Here is a 21,765-nt window from a genome sequence, read left to right on the forward strand (position 1 = left end):
ATCGCGCCAATCGCGATGGAGCAGGGCCTGCGCTTCGCGATCCGCGAAGGCGGCCGCACCGTCGGCGCCGGCGTCGTGTCCAAAATCACTGACTAATCGTGCGGTAGGGCGAATACTGCATTCGCCACGCTGTTCGAGACATGGAAAGGCCGCGCATTCAGTGCGGCCTTTTTCGTTGTCTGGATTGTTTAGTTTGCTACCGTATTCGAAACCGGAGCTTTTTGTATGAGATTAATGATTTTGGCCGTTTTCGCGTGCCTGTATTTGCCAGGCGCGGTCGCGGCGCGGCCCATCTTGAAAGATAGTCAGAAAAGCTACGCTTTGGTCTGCCTTGAGGATACGGAAACCCCGCAACGTCTCGTTGGAATCTGCGAAACCGCTCTTGCCGAGTTAACGCAGCTCAATCGTGACTACAGAAACATGCAAGTTGTGCTCGCTGGCGCCTATGCCGATCTTGGGCAGTCTGATGTGGCGATCAATATCCTGGAAAAGGTGCTATCGGATGATAAAACGCACAACGGGGCATTGAACACGCTTGGTTGGGTGTATTGGGACACTTCTGATTACGATGCGTCGATTGACGCCTTTCAAAGTGCGCTCGACGTAGGTGCGTTGGCCGAGTCCTTTGCCGGTCTTGCCTCATCAAGTCGCTACAAGGGCGAGATCGAGGAAGAAGATTATCTGACATTGATCGATACAGCCATTGCCATGTCGCCAGAATACGTGTGGGCCTATCGCGACAAAGCGTGGTACTTCATTGAAACGGGGCGCCCTAAAAAAGCAGAAAAAATTCTAAAAGTCGCGTTGCAACACGACAAAGAGGACCCTTGGACCCTCTATGCACTTGGTGTGGCCTTCTACGATCAAAACGCGTCCGCCGCTGCAGTTGCCCGGCTGAACAAGGCTATTGAGACGCAGCAAGCGCCGACCAACGCCTATCTCTATCGCGCCAAGGCGAACTTCGATCTTGAGAATTATCGCCGTGCACTGCTTGACGCCGAACATGTCGTGCAGGATTGGCCGGCCTCGCCCGAAGGATATGTCTGGAAAGCGCGTTCACTATCTGCATTGGGCATGCGCCCCGCCGGGCAAACTGTTTTGCGTAACTATCTTGAAGAATCCTACGACAGCTACGCAGTCTACTGGCTCGCCGAACTCCTCTATTACGGAGGAGAAGAGATCGAAGCGATCCGCGTTCTGCAGTCGAACTTTGACCAAGGCGATGCCGATTACTACGACCATGAATTCATGGCCATGATGATGCTTGAAGTGCAGGATTTCGATGTCGCCAGAACACATATTGATGCTGCACTAAAGCTAGACCCGGGTGCGCAGTTCCCACGCTTCTATACATCTCTGATCCATGTCGCCGAGGGCAGGTTTGACGAAGCCGAGGCTCTTTTTCTTGATGCGTTGAGGGGGGGTTTACCACGCCATAGAATTGGGTACTTCATCGGCGCGCTGACGGAAGAAGGCGAGCTACAAAGAGCCGTCGAGTTTCGTACAAAAACCAATTTAGTGTCTGCCGAAGCCGACTGAGCCATCACTTAACACGGGCTTGGGGATGAAAGGCGATCAGCATGTCCGTTGGTCTTTGGACTGAGCCTATTGGTCATGGCTTCAAGTCGAAGAATCGTTCCGGGTTTATTGACACTGACAGGCGTATCTCGGCCACCCACAGGCGTGACATAGGCGGACATAAAGTTTCAATTTTCCCGCCTGGGGAGAAATTTTTTGAATGCCGCCTTTGGGTTTCTGCGCCAGCAAAATGGGCTGCAAACTCATTGAAATTGCTCACTCCTCCGAATGCTGCACGTGCAAAGGCCGTGCCGCGGTATACGACAGTATTCCGCTAAGTTATTAAAATATATTGATTTTTTTCCGTGACCTCCTCACCATAAGGAGGCGGGAACGGAGGGCATCATGGATCAGGTGAACGTAGAGGCGTGGATCGGACGAAGCCTGTCGGACGTCGGTGAGATTGACCTGACGATGGCGGCAAAACTGCATGCGACACTTGGTCGAGCAGAAGCGTCGCCACCTTGCACAGGTGATCTGCTTCCTCCGCTCTGGCATTGGAGTGCGTTTGTTCCAATGACGCATACCGAGCATCTTGGTCCGGACGGCCACCCGGGACCGGGCGCGTTATTGCCTCCGCTTGGCCTGCCTCGCAGGATGTGGGCCGGTGGTGCTCTGCGCTTCCACGCGCCGATCCGCGTCGGAGACATTTTGCATCGTCACACCGCTGTCCAGTCGATCGACACAAAGACAACGGCGTCCGGCCCCATGGCGCTTGTGACCTTAGATCACAGGATTGTCGGTCCCCGGGGCCTCGCCATCGAAGAGCGCCAAGACATCGTGTATCTGCCGATGCCAGACAGCTTCACACCGCCCAAAAAACGACCCATGCCCGCGGAACCGGTCGAGCGTCTGGATATGTCGCCGACCTTGCTGTTCCGGTTCTCTGCCGTCACCTTCAACGCGCATCGCATCCACTACGATCAGGACTATGCACAGTCCGTCGAAAAGTATCCCGGCCTTGTCGTGCACGGGCCCTTGCAAGCTGCGCTCTTGATGCGTCACGCTGTCGAAACGCGACAGCGCCCGCCCAGTTACTTCGACTTCCGGGCCATGCACCCCCTGTTTGCGGCCACAGCCCTCGACATTTGTACGACGGAAGAAGATGGCGTTCTGTCACTCTTTACAGGCCAGAACGGCCATCAGGGCATGCGGGCCTCAACGATGTGGGAGGATACGCAATGACCATCTTGTCCGGAATGCGCGTTGTCGAACACTCCGCCTTTGTGGCGATGCCACTCGCAGGCATGACACTGGCTCAAATGGGAGCCGAGGTGATCCGCGTAGACAGGATCGGGGGCGGGCTCGATGCGGGCCGCTGGCCGCTTGCGCCTTCAGGACAAAGCCTTTTTTGGGCTGGTTTGAACAAGGGTAAGAAATCTGTCGCGGTCGATACCCGGCATCCTAGCGGCCGCGAGTTGCTTCAGCACCTCGCGACTGCACCGGGCGATGATGCAGGTCTGTTCCTAACCAATCTGCCGGCACGCGGTTGGCTGGATTATGATACGTTGCGCACGCTGCGAGACGATATCATAACGGTCACCTTGGCGGGGGATCGGCATGGCAAACCCCAGGTTGACTACACGGTGAACCCTGCGCTTGGCATACCATACATGACTGGACCGGAAGGATCACAAGACCCCGTGGCGCATGCCTTGCCCGCGTGGGACTTGATTGCCGGCAACATGTGTGTGTCGTCCCTGCTGGCCGCGGAACGGCGCCGCTTGCGCGGCGGGGGCGGACAGGAGGTGAAGCTTGCGCTCAAAGACGTGGCAGCGGCGACCATCGGCCACCTCGGTATGATCGGTGACGCCGCACTGAACCCATGCGACCGGGCCAAGGCGGGCAATGCCCTCTACGGGGCCTACGGTCAGGACTTTCTCTGTGCAGATGGTCGGCGGATCATGGTCATTGGGCTGACGGACCGGCAATGGTCAGGTTTGATCAAGGCCACCGGCACGCAACACGCCATGTCTGCTATGGAACTGCGCTATGGCGTTTCTCTGCAGGACGAGGGCGAGCGCTGGCGCCGTCGGGCCGAGATCACGGATATCCTGCGACTATGGTTTGCCGCGCGCCGAGTGTCTGACTTCCGCGCTGACTTTGACCGTGCGGGGCTGACATGGTCCGAGTTCCGTACGGTGCGGGAAGCTCTTGCACATGATCCCGACCTCGGGCCGGATAATCCGATGTTCGACATGCTGACTCAACCGGGCCTGGGCAGCTTTCCCGTGCCCAAACATCCCGCCAGCTTTGGAACGGCGGAACGACCTACGGCAGGGCAGGCACCTGCGCTGGGCGCACATACCGAGGAAGTGCTGGGGGATGTCGCTGGCCTCTCCGATACTGAAATTGCCGATCTCTTCGATGCGGGCATTGTTCAATCCAGCACCTATCACACTTCCCGTACGGCGGCCTGAATTCATCCTTGCAAACCGGGGACGCGCCGCGTAATTCAGTCCGGCGCGAAGGGGTATAGCTCAGCTGGTAGAGCGACGGTCTCCAAAACCGTAGGTCGCGGGTTCGAACCCTGCTGCCCCTGCCAAAACCAAACTGACATGAACATGCTGATGTTTGCCGCGCAGGAGATGCCAGCTTGAGTATTATTGTTGCACAACACTGCCCTTGGCATGTGCGTCGATTGTTTGAGTCGGGATGATCCACAGCCGCTTTCGAAAAGTTTCTGCCGTCGCACGTGCTGAACGTGAAGCTTATCCATCGGCTCCATGGGCGCACTAAGCGTTCGCTACAACCGAGCCTGTGATACGCTGACCGCAATAGCCAGCCAGACGAATGAAAGTACGGGCGTCTTGATGCTCAAGAGGATTTGAGCGTCTTGAGATAGTCTTGCTTCTTTTTCTCGCCCTGCCGTTCGAAATAGCCGACAACGGGTTTGAGCAGTTTGGGGAACATCATCATCAACGAAGCCATGAAGCCATCGGATTTCGGCAGCCAGGTTTCGAGCCTGCCCTTGTTCATTGCCTTGACCACGTGGTCCGCAATCTGATCCGGCGTCAGTGGCTTGACGTTGCCGATGAAATTCAGCGGCGATCCATCCGGGCTTGCCATCTCGGCTGCGAGCATCGGGGTGTCGATGGCACTGGGGAACAGGCCGCCAACCCCGACCCCATGGGGCTCGAGTTCAAGCGCTAGCGCAGCCTTGAAACCGCGCAAACCGAATTTCGATCCACAATAGGATGCGCTGTTCTTCATCGGCCCGATGGCGGCCAGCGACATGATGGAGAAGATATATCCTTTCTTCCGCGCGATCATTGCCCGTGCGGCAGCAGCACACAGTACCATTGGCGCCGTCAGGTTGATGTCGACATGCGCCCGCATCAGGTCATTGGGCAGTGATCCGACTGGCCCTGGTACAATGATTCCGGCGTTGTTGATCAGCAGATCAATCGGCGACTTGGGGTTTTCGAGGCGATCACAAAGCTGCTTGAGGCCCACTTCGCTACGCAGGTCTGCGACAAGAAGCTCGGCTGGCTGGGGCAGGGCGTCTGACACCTTTTCAAGGGCGTCCCCATCACGGTCGGTCAGTACCAGAGTGTAGCCTTCGCGCGACAGCCGTTTCGCCAGCGCCTCGCCCACACCGCCCGCGGCACCGGTGATCAACGCGCGTCCCATCATGCGGCCTCCAGCGTCATTTGCGTGTCGGATGATTGCTTGGCCTTGTTAAAGTAACCCGCTTCGGGTTCATGCCAGCCCATGTGTTTGCGCAGGTTCCTGAACTCCCGCTTCAATGCATCGATGTTTGCATATGTGGCATGGCGGTCGCTTTCGACGTAGCGGATACCGCCGCTCAGATCCGGGACGTGGGACTGCATCCGCGCGCGCAGCTTGGCCCATGTAACCGCATCGTCCCGCTGCGCTAAAATCGTGCGCCCGATCAGATCTGCCATCCCATCAAAGAGCTTGTAGATACCGCCATTCGTTTCCGTGAATCCAAGCCCAAAAAGCTGGCTGTTGGCGCGTGAGAACATGTGCAGGTAATTGTCGGGCCGGTTGCCTTTCCAGCTGAACAGGCTGGGATCGACATAAGGCACTTTCCATTCGTAGCCGGTGGCACAGATGACCACGTCGACCTCTTCTCGGGATCCGTCCTTGAACACCACATGCTTGCCCTCAAGCCGCTCGACATCGCCCTTGGCAAGAATGTCCCCGTGCCCAAGATAGTGGAGCAGTTGCGAGTTCACGATGGGATGGCTTTCAAGCACGCGGTGGTCGGGCTTGGGTAACCCAAGCCGAGTGAGATCCCCGTTCAGGACCTTCAGGATGCCGCTGAAGATGCGCTGGGACAACCAAAGTGGCAGGTTTGGTCCTGAATCGGCAAAAACATCCGCGGGCTTGCCCATGATGTGTTTCGGCACAAAGTGGTATCCACGCCGGACAGAGATGAACGTCTTGTTGCCGCTCACGGCTGCATCGCAGGCGATGTCGCAGCCCGAATTGCCTGCCCCCACGATCAGCACGTTCTTGTCGCGAAATTCGTCCATGTGGCGGAAGGAATTGGCGTGGCGGACTTCCCCGTCGAATTGCCCGGCCTCGAGTGCCCAACCCGGGAGCTGGGGATGCCAGGTCGTCCCCGAGACACAGATCAGCCAACGATACGTGCGGCTTTCTCCACTGGACAGTGTCACCGTCCAGGCATCGTCATCGAACGACGTCTCGGTCACTTCGGTGTTGAAGCTGATGTGAGGATAGAGATCATACTTACGCGCAAACGACTTCATATAGTCAAAGATCTGACGGTTCGCCGGATAGTCCGGGTAGTGATCCGGCATCGGGAAATCTGAGAAGTACGAGTGCGTCTTGGACGAGATGAAATGCGCAGAATCGTACATCGGCGTGCCCGGGTTCTCCAGATCCCAGACGCCGCCGACCTCACTGTGTCGTTCAAATACGTCAAACGCGATACCCAGATTTTTGAAAGCCCGCGCCAGCGCAAGGCCCCCTGGGCCAGCTCCGACAATGCATGCACGGTTGACAGTGTCTGTCATGATCTTTCCTCTTAAATGTGAGTATCTGTCATGTTTGTAATATGTGAGGCTTTCTCATATTAGTCAACCATTGGGATTTTTGGCAGGATGCTCATCGTCATGGAAACGTCGATCAAAATACGGAAAACGCCCGTGCAGGCCCGCAGCAAAGCGCGGGTCGAGCAGATCCTCAAAGCAGCCGAAGAGATGATCTCGGATCACGGAAGCGATGGTTTGAAAATGAGTGCTGTTGCGAAGCGCGCGGATGTACCAATTGGAACCGTCTACCAGTTTTTTCCGAACAAAAGCGCGCTGATACAAACTTTGGCGACTTCGGTCATGTCTGATATCAGGGACAGTATTGATGCCGACTTTGTCGGTGTTTCAAGTCTCGCGGATGCCGCGGACCGGATCGAAATATCCTTGCGTGCTTACCAACAATTTCTCAAATCCAATCCAACTGTGCGGGACATACTTTGTTCGACGCAGGGGGACAAAAAACTGCAGCAGCTTGATCTGGATGACAGCCGAAAAAACGGTGAAACGCTCCTTCGTCACCTCAAACCCTTGGTCGACGATTCGCAGCACGACCAGCTTGCAACGATGTGTTTCATGAACATGCATTTGACCGGGGCACTGGTTCGGATGACGGTCGAATTGGACGATAATGAGGCTGCAAGTCTGCTGAATATGTTTATCACCAACTTGCGGACCGAGATCACAAATTTCACCAGCCGCGCCGGACCATGAACGCCCGCACGTTGGCCGTGCGGGTGGCAACGGACTGACCGTCCGACTTTTTCAGCTATCAGATAGGCAAGGTTCCTGTTCTGCGGATGTGTCGTCCAACAGATAACATGCTGCTTCATGTCCTTCACGCTGCACCATTGGCGGCCGTGCCTTTGTGCACTTCGCCATGGCATGCGGGCAGCGCGAAGCGAACAGGCAGCCGGGTGGCAAATCCATCGGGCTGGGCAAGTCGCCTTCCAGCATCTGTGGCGCAATGCGGACATTTGGATCGGGCACCGGCACCGCCGACAGCAAGGCCTTGGCATAGGGGTGCTGTGGTGCACGGACGAGGTCAGCGGCAGGGGCGCGCTCCATCTGGGCACCCATGTACATAACCAGCACCTCGTCCGAGATGTGGCGGACGACGCCAAGGTCATGGGCTACGAACACAAGGGCCAGCCCCATCTCGCGCTGCAATTCCTTGAGCAGGTTCACCACCTGCGCCTGGATCGATACGTCCAGCGCTGACACCGGCTCATCACACAACAACACCTTGGGCTCGGCCACCAGCGCGCGCGCGATCCCGATCCGCTGGCATTGTCCACCCGAGAATTCGTGCGGAAAGCGGTTCGCCTGTGCGGGCGGAATGCCCACCCGTTCAAGCATCGCCAGCGCGGCGGTCTTGCGGTCTGCGGCACCCATCTCGGGCCGGAAGAATGTCAGCGGTTCAGTGACAATCTCGCGGATCGTCATGCGCGGGTTCAACGAGGCGATGGGATCCTGAAAGATCATCTGCATCGTCGCGCGCAATCGCTGCATCGAAGTGCGATTGCCATACTCCACCTGTTCGCCATCAAGGGTCACAGTGCCGGAGACCAAGGGTGCAAGCCCCGCAACAGCCCGGATCAGCGTGGATTTCCCGCAGCCTGACTCACCGACGATCCCAATCGTCCTGCCCGCCTCCAGTTTAAAGGAAACACCGTTGACCGCGTGGACGATGCCCGCAGGCGACCAGGGCCATTTCTTGGTTTGGGCAACGCGGAATTCGACATATGCGTTCTGGACCGAGAGCATCAGGTCAGCTCCTCGATGGGGCGCAGGCAGGCACGGCCGTCGCGCAATTGGGGCAAGGTTTCGCGGCAAGTGTCCACGACATCCGCGCAGCGGGGTGCGAAGGGGCACGCCACTGGAAAGCGGTGTTGGTTCGGTGGACTGCCGGGGATGGCCGTCAATGCATCCGACGGATCCTCGATATTCGGTACGGCGCGCAACAGGCCGCGGGTGTAGGGGTGACCGGGCTGATCGAACAGGGCCATGGTCTTAGCCGTCTCCATGACGCGACCGCCATAGAGGACAAGCACGTCTTCACAGAACCCCGCAACCACGCCGAGGTCATGAGTGATCAACACAACCGATGTCCCAAGGTCGCTCTGCACGTCCTGCAACAACTGCATGATTTGAGCCTGTACCGTCACGTCCAACGCGGTTGTCGGCTCATCCGCTAGGATGAGCTTGGGTTGGCACATCAAGGCCATGGCAATGACAATCCGCTGGCGCATCCCGCCTGAGAATTCGTGAGGATAGGCGCGCAGTCGAGCCTTGGCGTCCGGGATGCGAACCGCATCCATCACTTCAAGTGCGCGGGCGCGGGCGGCACGGCGCGACAGCCCCTCATGATGTTCAACGATTTCGGTCAATTGCCGCTCGATCGTCATGTAGGGGTTCAGCGATGACATTGGGTCCTGAAAGATGATCCCGATTTCGCGGGCGCGGATGCGGTTTATCTCGCGAGTAGACGTGGCCAGAAGGTCCTGACCATCCCACATGATGCGCCCCTCGACCTCGGCATTCTTGGCAAGCAACCCCATGATGGCGAGTGCGATCTGCGATTTGCCGGACCCGCTTTCACCCACGACTGCCAGACGACTGCCGGGGTCCACGGAAAAGGAAACATCGTTGACTGCATGGACCATACCGTCGCCGGTGCGGAAGCGGATGTGCAGATTTTCGACACTCAGCATGGCGTGCCTCGGGCTGTAGAGGTTTTCATTTGGCTCATCTCAACGCTCCTTGGGGTCGAGCGCATCCCGCAGGCCGTCGCCGATATAGAATAGCGAGACTTGGGCCAGCACGAAGACTGCAGCTGGGAAACCCAACTGCCAGAGTGTGCCGAAAGTCATTGTACTTGCTCCTTCAGACAGAAGGGCGCCCAGCGAAGTATTGGGTTCCTGAATGCCAACACCGAGGAAGGACACCAGGCTTTCCATCATGATCACTTCGGGGATAACCAACGATGTGTAGATTACCACCACCCACAGCACGTTGGGGGTCAAGTGGCGGAAGATGATGGCAAGGTCCGACATGCCCAGCATCCGCGCGGCGTCGACAAACTCGCGGTTCTTCAGCATCATCACCTGCCCCCGCACGATCAGCAGGCCAGCCGTCCAGTTCACAAGGATTATGACAAGGATCATCTGGCTCATCGAACGGCCAAAGAAGGCCTGCCAGACGACGAAGAAGATGATGTAGGGGATCGCCAACCAGATCGTGTAAGCGCCCAGCACAGTGCGGTCGAAGCGCCCGCCATAGTAGCCCGAGAGTGCGCCCAGCGTGGCGCCCAGGATCACGGAGACCGGGCCCGCAATGAAACCCACCAGCAGCGACGTGCGCGTGCCTTGCACAACGCGAGCGTACAGGTCGCGGCCCAATTCATCGACACCGAACCAGTGGCCGTTTTCCAGCGATGGGCCACCATCTTGCTTGATGCGACCCAGCACATTCCAGTCGATCTCTTCAAAGGACCAGCGCGCGAACAGGTTGCCGAAGATGGCGAACAGGATCAGTACGCTGAGCATGCCCACCGAAAACACGGCCATGCGGTTGCGCAGAAACCGCCGCCCTGCATCAGCCCAGAACGAACGGGAGGCGACCATCTCTCCGGCGCGTTCATCGGCGAAGGCGGCAGAGTTCAAGCGTCGTTTAACAGCCCCGATCATGACAGGCCCGCCCGCACCTTGGGGTCGATCCAAGCATAAAGCAGGTCAACCGCCAGTGTCAGCGCAAAGGTCAGAACAGCGTACAGGATCGCAAGGCCCAGCAGGATCGAATAGTCGCGGCTATAGGCCCCATCGATAAAGTCCTGGCCGATGCCACCGGTGGAAAAGAACACGTCGACAAAGACCGATCCGGTGATCATGTAGACAAAGACCGGGCCCATATACGTCAGCGTTGGCAGCAGCGCCGGCTTGAGCGCATGGCGCAGAATGATTGTCCGCTCGGGCAAGCCCTTGGCGCGGGCCGTGCGGATATAGGGTGAGCCCAGGACTTCCAGCATCGATCCCCGTGTCAGGCGCGCGACAGACGCCATGTAGGACGTACCAAGCGCGATGGCGGGCATGACAATGTACTGCCATTGCCCCCCGTTCCAGCCGCCGCCCGGCAAAAGGCCCCACGAGAGTGTAAAGAGCAGCACCAGCAGCGGTGCCAAAACAAAGTTCGGGAAAATCTGGGAGAAGATGGCCAATCCGGTCATCGTGTAGTCCCAGAACCCGTTGTGCCGAAGCGCCGCGATGATCCCCAGCGGCACACCCAACGCCAGCACGAAGACAGCTGACCAGAACCCGTAGGTCAGCGTCACGGGAAAGCCCTGCGCGATGACGTCGTTCACCGTCCGGTCCTTTTGCGCAAAGGAGGGGCCGAAATCAAAGCAGCAGATGATGTTCTTGATGTAGGTCCACAGCTGGACATAGAGCGGCTCGTCCATGCCATAGCGTTCAAGCACGTTTGCCATGACGGCTGGCGGCAGGGGGCGTTCCGAGGTGAAGGGGCCACCGGGTGCAAGGCGCATCAGGTAGAACGCGAAGATCACGAGGATCAACAGCGTCGGGATCACCATCAAAAGACGGCGAAGGGTGTAATTGAGCATTGTGGGCTCCGAGGTTCCGGTGGGGGATATGCCCCACTGTTACGCCCCGGCGCGGAACCGGGACGTAAGGGTTACGGGCGCATCAGTCGGCGACGCGGTAGAGATCCTTGGCGTACCAGTTTTGCTCAACATTATTGATCGGCCAACCCTGGATGCTCTCGGACAGCATGATGTTGGTTGAGTAGTGGTAGATCGGTATTACCGGCATCTCGGCGGCCACAATCTGCTCTACCTCGGTATAGAGCGGCTGCGGATCCTTAGACGATTTGGCCTCGGCCATCAATTCGTCGACGCGGGCGTTGGAGAACTTGGCATCGTTGTAACCTGACTCGGTGGTCAGAAGGTCAAGGAAGGTCGACGCCTCGTTGTAGTCACCACACCATGCACCCCGCGCCATGTCGTAGTTCTGGGCACCGCGCGTTTCGAGGAAGACTTTCCATTCCTGGTTCTCCAGTGTCACATCCACGCCCAGCTTCTGTTTCCACATCTGCGTGGCGACGATGGCGACCTGCTGGTGTGCTTCGGAGGTGTTGTAGAGGTATGTGAAGCTCAGTTCTTCACCGCCTTCGCCATATCCCGCCTCGGTCAGCAATTCCTTGGCTTTTGCGTCACGCTCGGCCTGCGTCATGCCTGCCATGTCTACGTCCGGTGTCTCGAACCCGGCCGTCGCAGCTGGGGTGAACGAGAAGGCTGGGAACTGACCACCCTGCAACACGCGGTCTACAATCACCTCACGGTCTACAGCCATTGCCAACGCCTGACGGACGCGGACGTCCTTAAAGGCTTCGGGACCGGAGGTGAGGTTGAAGTTAAAGTAGTAGTTGCACAGGCGCGGAAGAGCAAAAGCTTCGTCCGGGAACTCCTCGGCCAATGCGGGATACTGGCCTGCGGGAATGTCGGTCATATCCACTTCGCCAGCACGCCATCGGGTCAAACCCTGCGCCTCGTCGCCTATGACAAACGTCGTGACTGTATCCAAAACCGTGTTTTCATTGTCCCAGTACATCTCGTTTCGCGACCGGACCGAACGTTCTTTTGGCACGTGCGCTGTCAGGACATAAGCGCCGTTGCTTACCATGTTCTCGGGGCGGGTCCATTGTGCCCCGTGTTCCTCGATCGCCCATTTGGGGGCGGGGAATGTGGTGGCATGCGTGACCATCTTGGTGAAATAGGGCAGCGGCTGCGACAGTTGCACGACCAGAGTTGTGTCGTCAGGGGCCGAGACACCAAGCGCGGTTGGTTCCATGTCGCCTGCAATGATGGACGCGCCATTCTCAATGGACATCAATTCCATGTACCAAGCGTACGGCGAGGCCAGTTCAGGATCGACCGCGCGCTGCCAAGCATAAACAAAGTCGTTCGCTGTAACAGGTGTGCCGTCGGACCATTTGGCGTTGTCACGCAGGGTGAACGTATAGGTCAGGTTGTCGTCTGATGCCTCGTGATTTAGCGCGACGCCAGGGACGAGGTTGCCATCTGCATCCTGATTATAAAGCCCTTCGAATAGATCACGTACGACGTTGGAGCCATCCACATCCTCTACAACCTGCGGATCAAAGGACGAAAACTCGTCAAGCGTGCGATAGGTAAAGGTCTGCTCCTCTGCCAAGGTCACACCATCGGGGATGTCAGCAGCAATAGCAGGGGTTGTAAGACAAGTTGTTGCAAGGGCGGCGGCAAGAAACGAGCGACGTTTCATAGGGGGGCTCCTCCATTGGTTTTAATTTATGCTGTCCTGGTACTGTGGCTTAGGTGCGACAAAGACCAAAGCCGTGTCGAGTGGAATTAACGCTACGGCACTTGATGGTCGGCGAACTTCCGCCATTGACCAAAGTTTGCTCGTAAAACAATCGCTTGCGCTTCACCCAAGGCAAAGGGTGATGCACAGTGGATCGTCCGGGATGACGCCAGACAACGATACAAGAAATTCAGCTAACCGTCGATATGTGACCGCCTCAGTTTTCTTAATTCCTGTTCTCGACCTGGCCGACACATTTGTCGCTCAAGCCTTTTGTCTTCACTTTTAAAGGGAATTTACGTTGTTGCGCTGGACTGAGAATTCTTGCCCCGCCGAACTGTAGTACCTTGTATCAATTGATACGGGTGGGTTGCCATGCCAGGTTGTGACCCACTGGTATCCACCTTGAATATGGGCTCTGGGTTGTATGTCGGGCATTCCGTAGCGCAGGGTTGATATGCTCTATTCGGGAAGGCTGCAGGCTCATCAACCAGAACGCCCGGAACTAATCAGGGCGGGGTAAGCGAAGGCGCCAGTACTTACTACTAATAACCTGGTCATAAAAAATACGCCTTCGCCCACTGCCGCAGCGGCGACATCAGCGGTGATACCAGCGTAGTAGGTGAAGGTTCGAGCTTCGCTTACCATGCGGTTTTTCATTCGCTATGTCTGCCCTTTCGCAACTTACATGGGGCGCCTCACGAAACGCTTCCATGCACAAACTAACTATGCCCAGAGGCGACATTTAGTTCCTGAAATCTTTCCGAAATTAATCCGAAACGTGGTTTGCGCGGTTACGGTCAACTGTTTCTTGTTGAAATACGACGCGTGGCGCACGCGTGCTCTGTGTTTGCGCGACCGCCGTTCCATTCGGCCCGCACGCGTACACATCCAAATCGAACCGTATTGGTGGATGCCCTGGGTTTCTGAAATGCAGCGGAAGCATTTCAGATCGTGAGCATCAGCTTTTTGCAATGATTTCATGAGGGTTTCAGGCAGAAAACTACTTCTACGGGAATTTGGTTTCCGTGGAGCACCCCCCCCACACTCAAACTTCAGCGGATCATGCGCTGAAAATACTGACCACAAGGAGACTTGAAATGGCCACCGTAAACGTTCTGATCGCCGTAGACGTCGAGGGCGCCCTGAGCAGCGCCAACCCGGACGTCGATCCGCCAAGCGACCCCACCAAGGCCGAACATGTGGCAGCTTCGCCCACTGGTTTTCGTTGCGCATAGGTGACGCCGGACAAGAAAACCGGCGGCGAGGAAATGTAATTCGACAGACGTTTTTTCGTGGCCGTCGTCGGGCTGCATATAATGTCAATCTCGCCACTCCGCAGCGCGGGAAACACCTCGGCCGCCAGAAGTGGAACAACTTCAATGCTCAATTCCGCGCCAAAAACTGTCTGCATTTCAACAAGAGCACTGTCGCAGATGAAGGCGACATAGCCTTCAAAACCGTCTTCTTCCAGCGGGCCGGGAAACACCAAAAACGTTATATCGACAAGCGCTTCTAATGTGTGGGCCATGCCGGTTGCGTCTGATCGTACACCAACCATCAGAGCCTCTTGCGCATGCAACGCCGGTGCCATCGTGCAGAACAGGGCCGCGCTTAACGCAACTGCCTTCACGCCTGCTCCTCCAACTTTGCGAACGAGCACAATAATACTGCCGCGAGGCCGGGAAATAGCGCATGGATAAAAAAGTGCAGGAAAGGAATGTGGTTCAGCGGCCACCTCTGCCAGCGTCCATATTCCAGCGACGCCTCGCGACTTAAAAGTGCTGTGCCCGCGCACAAGCCGAACATCAACAGGCTTTGGATGAGCGACACCAGAGTTTCGTTGCGGATGAAATCAACAAGGTCCTGAGGTAGGCCATCTGTTGCGCCCACAACCTGCCACCACGATGCAAAGTAAACGAGCGGGTAAACAACCAATACAGATATAGCCATGATCAAAACGACTCCGGCCAAGGCGTTTTGCGTTGGTTCCCGGTCATTCTGCAAATGCTTGATCAACCGGACGGTGTTGGGCTGGGCCTAGTAGTGTCCTCAATCTTGTCATTCCGGATGAACAACAAGGCAAACAGGGCTTGAATATTGTTCCTCAGACGCCCTGCTTTCATGTGAACGGCTTCAATGTTTCCTTCGTTCAACTCGTCACCGACCAAAGCGCTGCGGACTTGTTCGTATTCGCCCTCCATCTTTTCGATAAGCGTCTCGATAGGGCGGTGCTTATGCACCGCAAAAATCTGGTCTCGGCTGCTTTCAAGGACGGATGCGTAGAGCACGTCGATCGTCTTCAGGCTCTCCCGGATTTCACGAAGAATGCCCGCGTTGGTTTCAGAAGCCTGATCCTCTGCTAGGCTTTCGTTCAAAGCCGTTTCCAGAGGCCCCTTGGTGCGGTGACTGATCGCTGCATAGTTCGCGCGTTTCAGGCTGCCGATGACGTGATACACACCACGCGGTATCGCGGCGATCCAATGCGCATAGGACCGCATGCCCCTTTCGATCGGGGAAAAGAGGCCGATAGATAGTGCGGAAACGATGGCGGCCGACACAAGGATAGGCTTGCTCAGATCGAAGCCTGATGTCTGCCTGGCAAGATCGGCGTCGTCACCGGTGCCTTCCCGCGCGCCGACGATCGTGAGTGTTGAAGAGTCGGAAGAGCTCGCCGCTTCCGACGCGGCGACGATAGAATAGAGTTCCGTCGACGTTAGGATCGCGGCCTATTCGCAAAGATAAAGTGCGGCATACATCAGGAAGCCGCGCAGCAGTTCCCCCTTGGTGCACAGCGCATCCAGATCTACATTTCTAAGGATCGGATACCGATCATGAGGTTCGACGTCGAGTGGCGTTTAAAACTGGCGATACGCCTCAATGACCAGCGTGACAGCCCCCACCGCCCAATATGCTACAAACATTGGACTGGATCAGTAGCAGGTCTGGATTTCGGGATTACATGGTCCAGTCGCCTTGACCGTTGTCGGAGCGAGCGAACCCGCCGCTGCAACAGTTGTCGCGAATGCTGTGAACTTAAAATAAAGTACCTCAAAATTCTCCCGGTTAAATGGCAATCAATCAATGCGCGAATATTGGCTAAAATTTGACCAAAACTCAAATTCTTGGACAATCAAGCGCGTGGCGACCTCTCTCTTGCGGTCTATGATTTGCGGTCCGATGAAGGACAATCCCTGAGAATAATCATTCCTTGTCAGAGATTTAGAATCCGCGCTGATCTGTCCTGTCTCAGAACCGAAATCCGCTTTCCGTAACCATCAAATACAATGCGACTGGGCGGATCACTGTATACTGCTTCGTGCCGGAAAAAGCGCGTAGGCCCGCATCAGTTACGGCTGTCATAAAACATTCACAAACCTGATGGGCCGTCGTTCATCGCCCTGTAAGTCCCGGCGATGGCTTTTGTCGTTACCCCTTTGATCAGCAACCCGCGAAAGCGCTGATCGACGAAAGGGACAGACGATGACGATGACTGCGGACCATGACACGTTTGGCAAGGCAAACCCGGTTCTGGCCGAAGGGCTGAAAACGGTTTTGCTTCCAGCGGTGTCGGCTGCAGTTCTCGGCGCGGTGATCTGGTTCAAAGCCACCACTCTCCTCCCGGATGCCCGGATCGTTCTTATCGTCATCGTCTGTGCGTTGATCGGTTGGGTTGCCACCCGGTTGCCGGACAGTCTGGTTGCCCTGATCGCGGCGCTGACCCTTGTGATCATGGGCGCCCAACCGCCCGAGGCTTTGACCGACACGCTCGGGTCACAGATTGTCTGGCTCTTGCTGGCGGCCTTTGTCATCGCCGCTGTGGTCAAGGAGGCTGGCCTTGTGGAGCGCCTCGTCGCGCCATTGACGCGAAGCGCCCCGCGGGTGCTGCCGTTTTTCCTCGTGACAGGTCTGGCCATTTCAGCCACCGCCTTCCTCCTGCCCAGCACGTCGGGGCGTGCCGCGCTCCTGCTGCCGGTCTTTCTTGGGTTGCTGGCTGCTTTGCCGGATCGCAGGCTTATCAAACCCTTGGCCCTGCTGTTTCCAACGGCCATTCTGCTGTCTGCTGGCGGGTCGCTTATCGGAGCAGGAGCGCATGTGGTCGCCGTCGAGGCAATTGACGCGACCGGCGGACCACGGATCGGCTATCTGGATTGGTTGCGCATTGGTGCACCACTTGCCGGCGCTTCGGTCGTTTTGGCCACCGTTTTGATCTTTGCAATCTTCGTCCCTCGGGATTTGCAGTGCGCCCGCATCGTGCCCTCCGCTCAAAGTGGATCTCTCTCGTCGCTACAACGCCGCATCCTGTTTGTTTTGGCTGGTTTGGTCGTTCTATGGATTGCCAAGCCAATGCACGGTCTGGACGAGTCCATGGTTGCGCTGGGCGGGGCAGTTCTGCTTCTGTTGCCGCCGTTCTGCACGCGCAAACCTAAGGAAGTCTTTCGCTCAGTTGATATGGAACTGGTGCTGTACATGGCAGCGACGCTTATGCTGTCTGTGGCCGTGGTCGACACCGGTGCAGATCACTGGCTGGCGGCAGGGGCCATAAGCCTTTTGCCACCAGAGCTGGCAACGCACACCGGTGCTGTTGTGATCTTCACGTCCGTTGTTGCAGTCGTGTCGCATCTGGCCATCACCTCGCGCTCGGCCCGTGCGGCCATCCTCGTGCCTGCTCTAGCGCTGCCGGTGGCCGGTCTGGGACATGACGCGACACTGACCATCCTGATTGCTGTCATGGGAACAGGTTTTTGCCAGACGCTGATGGTAAGTGCCAAGCCGGTGGCCATCTTCGGGATGCACGAGTCCGCTGGGTTCAGCCAAAAAGACCTGTTTAAACTCGCCCTCCGACTTGCCCCGGTCAAGATCACGCTGCTTGTCGCTTTTGCGCTGTGGGTCTGGCCGGATCAGTTGGCCGAGCTTGGCCCTGCAGAACTGCAGTCGCAACCATCGGCGCTTGCTGCATCCGAGCAACCCCTGCCGCGTCATCAGACTACCGCTGCAACCGTGGCGTCCACCCCGCCATCTAGTAGCCAGCGGCCCATGCTGCGTCCGGGACGCACAACGGCTGCTTCTTCGGATACAGCGCCTATCACGCGCACGATATCCAGTAAGGCTGAGCAGCAGCCATCTATCATCGCGCAGGCCCGCAGCGATCTCCGGGTCGCGCACAAGCAGATCAAACGCGATCTCTCCCGTCTGTTCCAATGACTGTCATTGCGCAGACGCTTCCAATCCTCCCTCCCAGCTCCCAGACAAAAGGAACCAGACCCATGACCATGACTGTTCTTGTCGCACCATCCGGCTTTAAGGAGTCTCTCTCAGTAAATGCCGTCACCAAGTCGATTTCCAAGGGGATCCTGCGCGCCATGCCTGACGCCCGCATTCTGCAGGCACCCATGGTTGACGGCGGCGAAGGTACAACCGAAGCGTTGGTGCGAGCCACGGGCGGCGCGATTATCCCGGCCTGTGTTACCGGGCCGGTTGGAGAGCCGGTCGACAGCTTCTACGGCATTCTTGGCGGACCCGGGCCACGCACCGCAGTGATCGAGATGGCCGCCGCTGCGGGTCTATCGCTGGTGCCGCAGGATTGTCGCAACCCGATGCTGACCACGTCCTATGGTGTCGGCGAACTGATTCTGCACGCACTTGATACCGGGGTGGAGAAAATCTTGATCGGCTGTGGTGACAGTGGGATCAACGATGGCGGTGCGGGCCTCGCCCAAGCCCTCGGTGCGCGACTTCTCGACGAAGAGGGTGCCGAGATCGGCCGCGGCGGCGCCGAGCTGATGTGGCTTCACCGGATCGACATGTCGGATCTGGACCGACGCCTCAGGTCGGTGCGTATCGACGTCGCGGTGAACTGGCACAACATGTTGCTGGGGCCGAAAGGCGTCGCGCGGGTCTTTGGCCCGCAAAAGGGCGCGACGCCGACTCAGGTGGATTACCTGGATTCCGCGTTGCAACGCTGGGCAACCGTTATCCGGGCCGAAACAGGTCTGGATGTCGGGACCGCTCAGGGGGCAGGGGCATCTGGTGGTCTGGGCGCAGGTCTGATGGCGTTTGCAGGTGCCACGTTGCACCCACGCTTTGACATCATGATGCAGTATCTCGATTTTGACCGCCTGCTGGATCAGGCCGATCTGGTTATTACAGCCGAAGGCAGCCTCGACGGTCAAAGCCCTTACGGAAAAGTACCTTGCGAAGTGGCAAGACGCGCCGCCGACCGGGACATTCAGACCGTGGCCCTCGCCGGTACCATCGGTAAGGGTGTCGACCAGACATTCTCCCACGGGATTTCGGCCTTTGCGTCCATTCTGAAACGACCCTGCACCCTCGAAGAAGCGATCCGCGATGGTGATCAACTTCTGCGCCGCGCGGCAGAAGATGCGATGCGCATGATGTGCGTTGGGTTGCGCATGTCGCAGAAAAAACAGGTCGCATATGCATGAACGTCATGCTGGCGGGTTTCTGGCTCGCCAGCTCTGTCACTCCCATCAGGCGCGCGCAATTCTGTTTGATGGCATCAGGCGGATAGAAATCAGGCACAAATAAGGCATAATTTTAGACTGAGTTTTTCTGACTGTGGCCGATCCGCACTAGGCAAATCAGAACCCTCTGGGCTAACCGTTGTCGGGCCTGGGGGGGCACGCTTGTCGAGGCATCTTAATGCTCAAAATTTTGACCGCCGCACTCTGTGCGACGCTCTGTTTCTCCGGTTTGGCAGAAGCACAAGACAGGAAACGGCTGGGTTACGGTCGCCTGATCACCAATGACTTCTTTGGCGATGGAGAGGACCGCTGGCGTACCGGTGGCTTCCAGTCCTCGCGTGTCTGGGGACCTACGTGGGACGGCGCGGCGCCGACCGGGTTCGGCCAGTTGCTGGAACTCAGACTATCTGCCGAAATCCTCGCGCCTGATGACATCCGCACACCTGATCCAGGGGATCGTCCCTATGCCGGTGCGGTGTCAGCGGGTCTACACACGCATTTCTCGCGGGGACCAATGGAGTATTCCGTCGGTGGGGACATCGTCTTTCTTGGCCCGCAGACCCGCCTCGACGAACTTCAGGACGCATTCCATGACACGTTCAACATTTCCACACCGTCGGATGCGGTGCGGGATGCGCAGGTCGGCAACGATGTTTTGCCAAATGTGGTGGCTGAAGCCGGGCGCAGCTTTGCTATAGGACAATCCACGTCCCTTCGCCCCTTTGTTGAGGCGCGGGCTGGTGTTGAGACGCTTGTTCGGGTTGGTGTAGATTTTACGTATGGCGCCTTTGGACAAGGCGAGCTTCTGGTGCGCGATGGTGTCAGCGGACAGCGCTACAACGTTGTTCAGTCGGACTGGACCGGGTTTAGCTTCGTGATGGGTGCGGACATTGCGCGAGTGGCGGACAGTGAGTTCTTGCCTGCCAGCAGTGGCGTCAGTCCGGAGGACACGCGAGAACGGCTGCGCGCCGGTGTGATGTGGCGCAGCGAAACGGGGGTGTCCGGGTTCTACGGCGTGACCTATCTGGGCGAAGAGTTCGAGGGTCAGGACGAGGGCCAGATCGTCGGTGCAATCCGGTGGCGCGTGCCTTTCTAGCATGCGTTGAGATAGCGTGCTGAAGGCCAGTCAGTGACCACACGTTATCTTCCGCGTGCAACACTCTGGAATCTTGTGGAAATCCATACTTCACAGAAGCGAATCACTTTGCTAACGTGCCCGCAATAAAAAAAGTAAGGCAGGCATACAGGCAATGGAAACGGGCTTTCGTGGCACGTTTGTCATCTCCTGGTCGCAAACGGAAGTGGACGGTCTCGAGGCCGCGCCTTTGCCATCTTTGGCGGTGGGCGCAGCATGGGCGTGGCGTGGGGACGCCGTGCGTGTGGATGGTCCGCAGGATGTATTGCGTCTGGACAGGGCGAACGGAGAAGACGTAATCCGCCGCAGGGCGGCGCGGATGGTGCATCGACTTGTCGGGGCAGCCATCGAAAATACCCCTCTGACACCCGAACCGGACGAGTCGGAGCCGCTGATGACAGACAGCAGCTTTGTCGTTACGGACGGTGCCAAGAGTTACGCTGTGACAGTGATCGAAGTGGGCCGCGGTGCGCCGCCATTGCTCATGTTCCTGGACGATATTCCACCGCGAAAAACCGACCTGTGGGTTGTGCATCACACGATCAACACCGCCTACGGTGATCCAACCCCGGATGGAGCGGGTGGCGTTATCTGCTTTACGCCCGGGACATGGATCGACACACCCGATGGACCGCGCCTGATCGAAGATCTGCGCGAAGGGGACAAGGTTCAGACACAAGACAATGGTCCTCAGGAGATCTTGTGGACCGGAAGCCGTCATATGACCGGCGCACGGCTATTTGCCATTCCACGGTTGCGTCCGATCCGGATTGCGGCTGGCGCTCTGGGGGTGGAGCGACCCGATCAGGAACTGCTGGTGTCACCGGAACATCGGATGCTGATCAAGGGAGACGTGGCCAAGGATCTGTTCAATACACCCGAGGTGCTGGTTGCGGCCAAGGATCTTGTCAATGGGTCCACCATCACCGTCGATCTCAAGGCACGTAAAGTGACCTATGTTCATCTGCTTCTTCCCAAACACGAGGTGTTGCGTGCCAACGGTGTGGAGACCGAAAGCTTCCATCCGGCCAATACTGCGCTGTCGATGCTGAACGAAGATGATCGCGCGCGGTTGGTGGGAGGCATGCCGAACCTGGAACGTGACCCGCATACCTATGGTAGCTACGCGCGTCGCAACCTGAGCGCCAGCGAAGCTGCAATCCTAAACCACGTCGCTTGATCTGTCGGAC

General features: G+C 57.6%; 19 protein-coding genes and 1 tRNA gene. 10 read left to right on the top strand and 10 right to left on the bottom strand.

Annotation, left to right across the window (positions count from 1 at the left end; all coding sequences use genetic code 11):
• The 5 genes from AC53L6_RS12450 to AC53L6_RS12470 all read left to right on the top strand — a co-directional run.
• A partial coding sequence (locus AC53L6_RS12450) for an EF-Tu C-terminal domain-related protein (RefSeq protein WP_496908510.1) occupies positions 1-96 on the top strand: 96 nt, incomplete at its 5' end.
• 198 nt (positions 97-294) lie between these two features.
• On the top strand, positions 295-1,539 hold the full coding sequence (locus AC53L6_RS12455; RefSeq protein ID WP_496908082.1) for a tetratricopeptide repeat protein: 1,245 nt from the start codon (positions 295-297) through the stop codon (positions 1,537-1,539).
• A 384-nt stretch (positions 1,540-1,923) separates the two neighbouring features.
• Complete coding sequence (locus tag AC53L6_RS12460; RefSeq protein ID WP_496908083.1) at positions 1,924-2,763, top strand: HTD2 family dehydratase; 840 nt, start codon at positions 1,924-1,926, stop codon at positions 2,761-2,763.
• Complete coding sequence (locus AC53L6_RS12465; protein WP_496908084.1) at positions 2,760-3,998, top strand: CoA transferase; 1,239 nt, start codon at positions 2,760-2,762, stop codon at positions 3,996-3,998. Before AC53L6_RS12460 ends, AC53L6_RS12465 begins: the two co-directional genes overlap by 4 nt.
• Before the next feature lie 49 nt (positions 3,999-4,047).
• A tRNA-Trp gene (locus AC53L6_RS12470) sits at positions 4,048-4,123 on the top strand.
• Positions 4,124-4,395: 272 nt separating this feature from the next.
• Here the strand turns inward: AC53L6_RS12470 and AC53L6_RS12475 are convergent.
• Positions 4,396-5,214, bottom strand: a complete 819-nt coding sequence (locus AC53L6_RS12475; RefSeq protein ID WP_299599606.1) for an SDR family NAD(P)-dependent oxidoreductase — start codon at positions 5,212-5,214, stop codon at positions 4,396-4,398.
• Positions 5,211-6,584, bottom strand: coding sequence for a flavin-containing monooxygenase (locus AC53L6_RS12480; RefSeq protein ID WP_496908085.1), 1,374 nt, complete (start codon positions 6,582-6,584; stop codon positions 5,211-5,213). Before AC53L6_RS12480 ends, AC53L6_RS12475 begins: the two co-directional genes overlap by 4 nt.
• A gap of 132 nt (positions 6,585-6,716) precedes the next feature.
• On the opposite strand from AC53L6_RS12480, the gene AC53L6_RS12485 reads away from it, so the two are divergent.
• Positions 6,717-7,313 (top strand): TetR/AcrR family transcriptional regulator, encoded by a 597-nt coding sequence (locus AC53L6_RS12485; RefSeq protein ID WP_496908086.1) that lies wholly within the window; start codon positions 6,717-6,719, stop codon positions 7,311-7,313.
• A 51-nt stretch (positions 7,314-7,364) separates the two neighbouring features.
• Here the strand turns inward: AC53L6_RS12485 and AC53L6_RS12490 are convergent, their stop codons facing one another.
• The 8 genes from AC53L6_RS12490 to AC53L6_RS12525 all read right to left on the bottom strand — a co-directional run bounded on the left by AC53L6_RS12490 (position 7,365) and on the right by AC53L6_RS12525 (position 15,456).
• Positions 7,365-8,366 carry an ABC transporter ATP-binding protein gene (locus AC53L6_RS12490; RefSeq protein WP_496908087.1) on the bottom strand — a complete coding sequence of 334 codons (1,002 nt, stop codon included), beginning with the start codon at positions 8,364-8,366 and terminating at the stop codon, positions 7,365-7,367.
• Positions 8,366-9,313, bottom strand: coding sequence for an ABC transporter ATP-binding protein (locus AC53L6_RS12495; RefSeq protein ID WP_496908088.1), 948 nt, complete (start codon positions 9,311-9,313; stop codon positions 8,366-8,368). The genes AC53L6_RS12490 and AC53L6_RS12495 overlap by 1 nt, the downstream gene beginning before the upstream one ends.
• 39 nt (positions 9,314-9,352) lie before the next feature.
• On the bottom strand, positions 9,353-10,321 hold the full coding sequence (locus tag AC53L6_RS12500) for an ABC transporter permease (protein ID WP_496908089.1): 969 nt from the start codon (positions 10,319-10,321) through the stop codon (positions 9,353-9,355).
• Positions 10,285-11,217, bottom strand: coding sequence for an ABC transporter permease subunit (locus AC53L6_RS12505; RefSeq protein ID WP_299201192.1), 933 nt, complete (start codon positions 11,215-11,217; stop codon positions 10,285-10,287). The genes AC53L6_RS12500 and AC53L6_RS12505 overlap by 37 nt, the downstream gene beginning before the upstream one ends.
• Positions 11,218-11,299: 82 nt before the next feature.
• Entirely contained in the window at positions 11,300-12,916 is a 1,617-nt protein-coding gene (locus tag AC53L6_RS12510; protein ID WP_496908090.1) for a peptide ABC transporter substrate-binding protein, read from the bottom strand.
• Between the two features lie 1,102 nt (positions 12,917-14,018).
• Complete coding sequence (locus AC53L6_RS12515; protein WP_496908091.1) at positions 14,019-14,588, bottom strand: transporter substrate-binding domain-containing protein; 570 nt, start codon at positions 14,586-14,588, stop codon at positions 14,019-14,021.
• Entirely contained in the window at positions 14,585-14,974 is a 390-nt protein-coding gene (locus AC53L6_RS12520) for a hypothetical protein (RefSeq protein ID WP_496908092.1), read from the bottom strand. Before AC53L6_RS12520 ends, AC53L6_RS12515 begins: the two co-directional genes overlap by 4 nt.
• Positions 14,971-15,456, bottom strand: a complete 486-nt coding sequence (locus tag AC53L6_RS12525; protein ID WP_496908093.1) for a hypothetical protein — start codon at positions 15,454-15,456, stop codon at positions 14,971-14,973. Before AC53L6_RS12525 ends, AC53L6_RS12520 begins: the two co-directional genes overlap by 4 nt.
• Positions 15,457-16,438: 982 nt before the next feature.
• Here AC53L6_RS12525 and AC53L6_RS12530 point away from each other — a divergent pair.
• The 4 genes from AC53L6_RS12530 to AC53L6_RS12545 all read left to right on the top strand — a co-directional run bounded on the left by AC53L6_RS12530 (position 16,439) and on the right by AC53L6_RS12545 (position 21,755).
• Entirely contained in the window at positions 16,439-18,160 is a 1,722-nt protein-coding gene (locus AC53L6_RS12530; RefSeq protein ID WP_496908094.1) for an SLC13 family permease, read from the top strand.
• Positions 18,161-18,222: 62 nt separating this feature from the next.
• The gene (locus AC53L6_RS12535; RefSeq protein WP_299599582.1) at positions 18,223-19,401 is read left to right on the top strand and encodes a glycerate kinase family protein; all 1,179 of its coding nucleotides are present in this window, start codon (positions 18,223-18,225) and stop codon (positions 19,399-19,401) included.
• A gap of 217 nt (positions 19,402-19,618) precedes the next feature.
• Positions 19,619-20,536 (top strand): lipid A-modifier LpxR family protein, encoded by a 918-nt coding sequence (locus tag AC53L6_RS12540; protein WP_496908095.1) that lies wholly within the window; start codon positions 19,619-19,621, stop codon positions 20,534-20,536.
• Between the two features lie 154 nt (positions 20,537-20,690).
• Positions 20,691-21,755, top strand: a complete 1,065-nt coding sequence (locus AC53L6_RS12545) for a Hint domain-containing protein (RefSeq protein ID WP_496908096.1) — start codon at positions 20,691-20,693, stop codon at positions 21,753-21,755.
• Positions 21,756-21,765 lie beyond the last annotated feature (10 nt).

Source organism: Tateyamaria sp. LSS28, assembly GCF_059611725.1.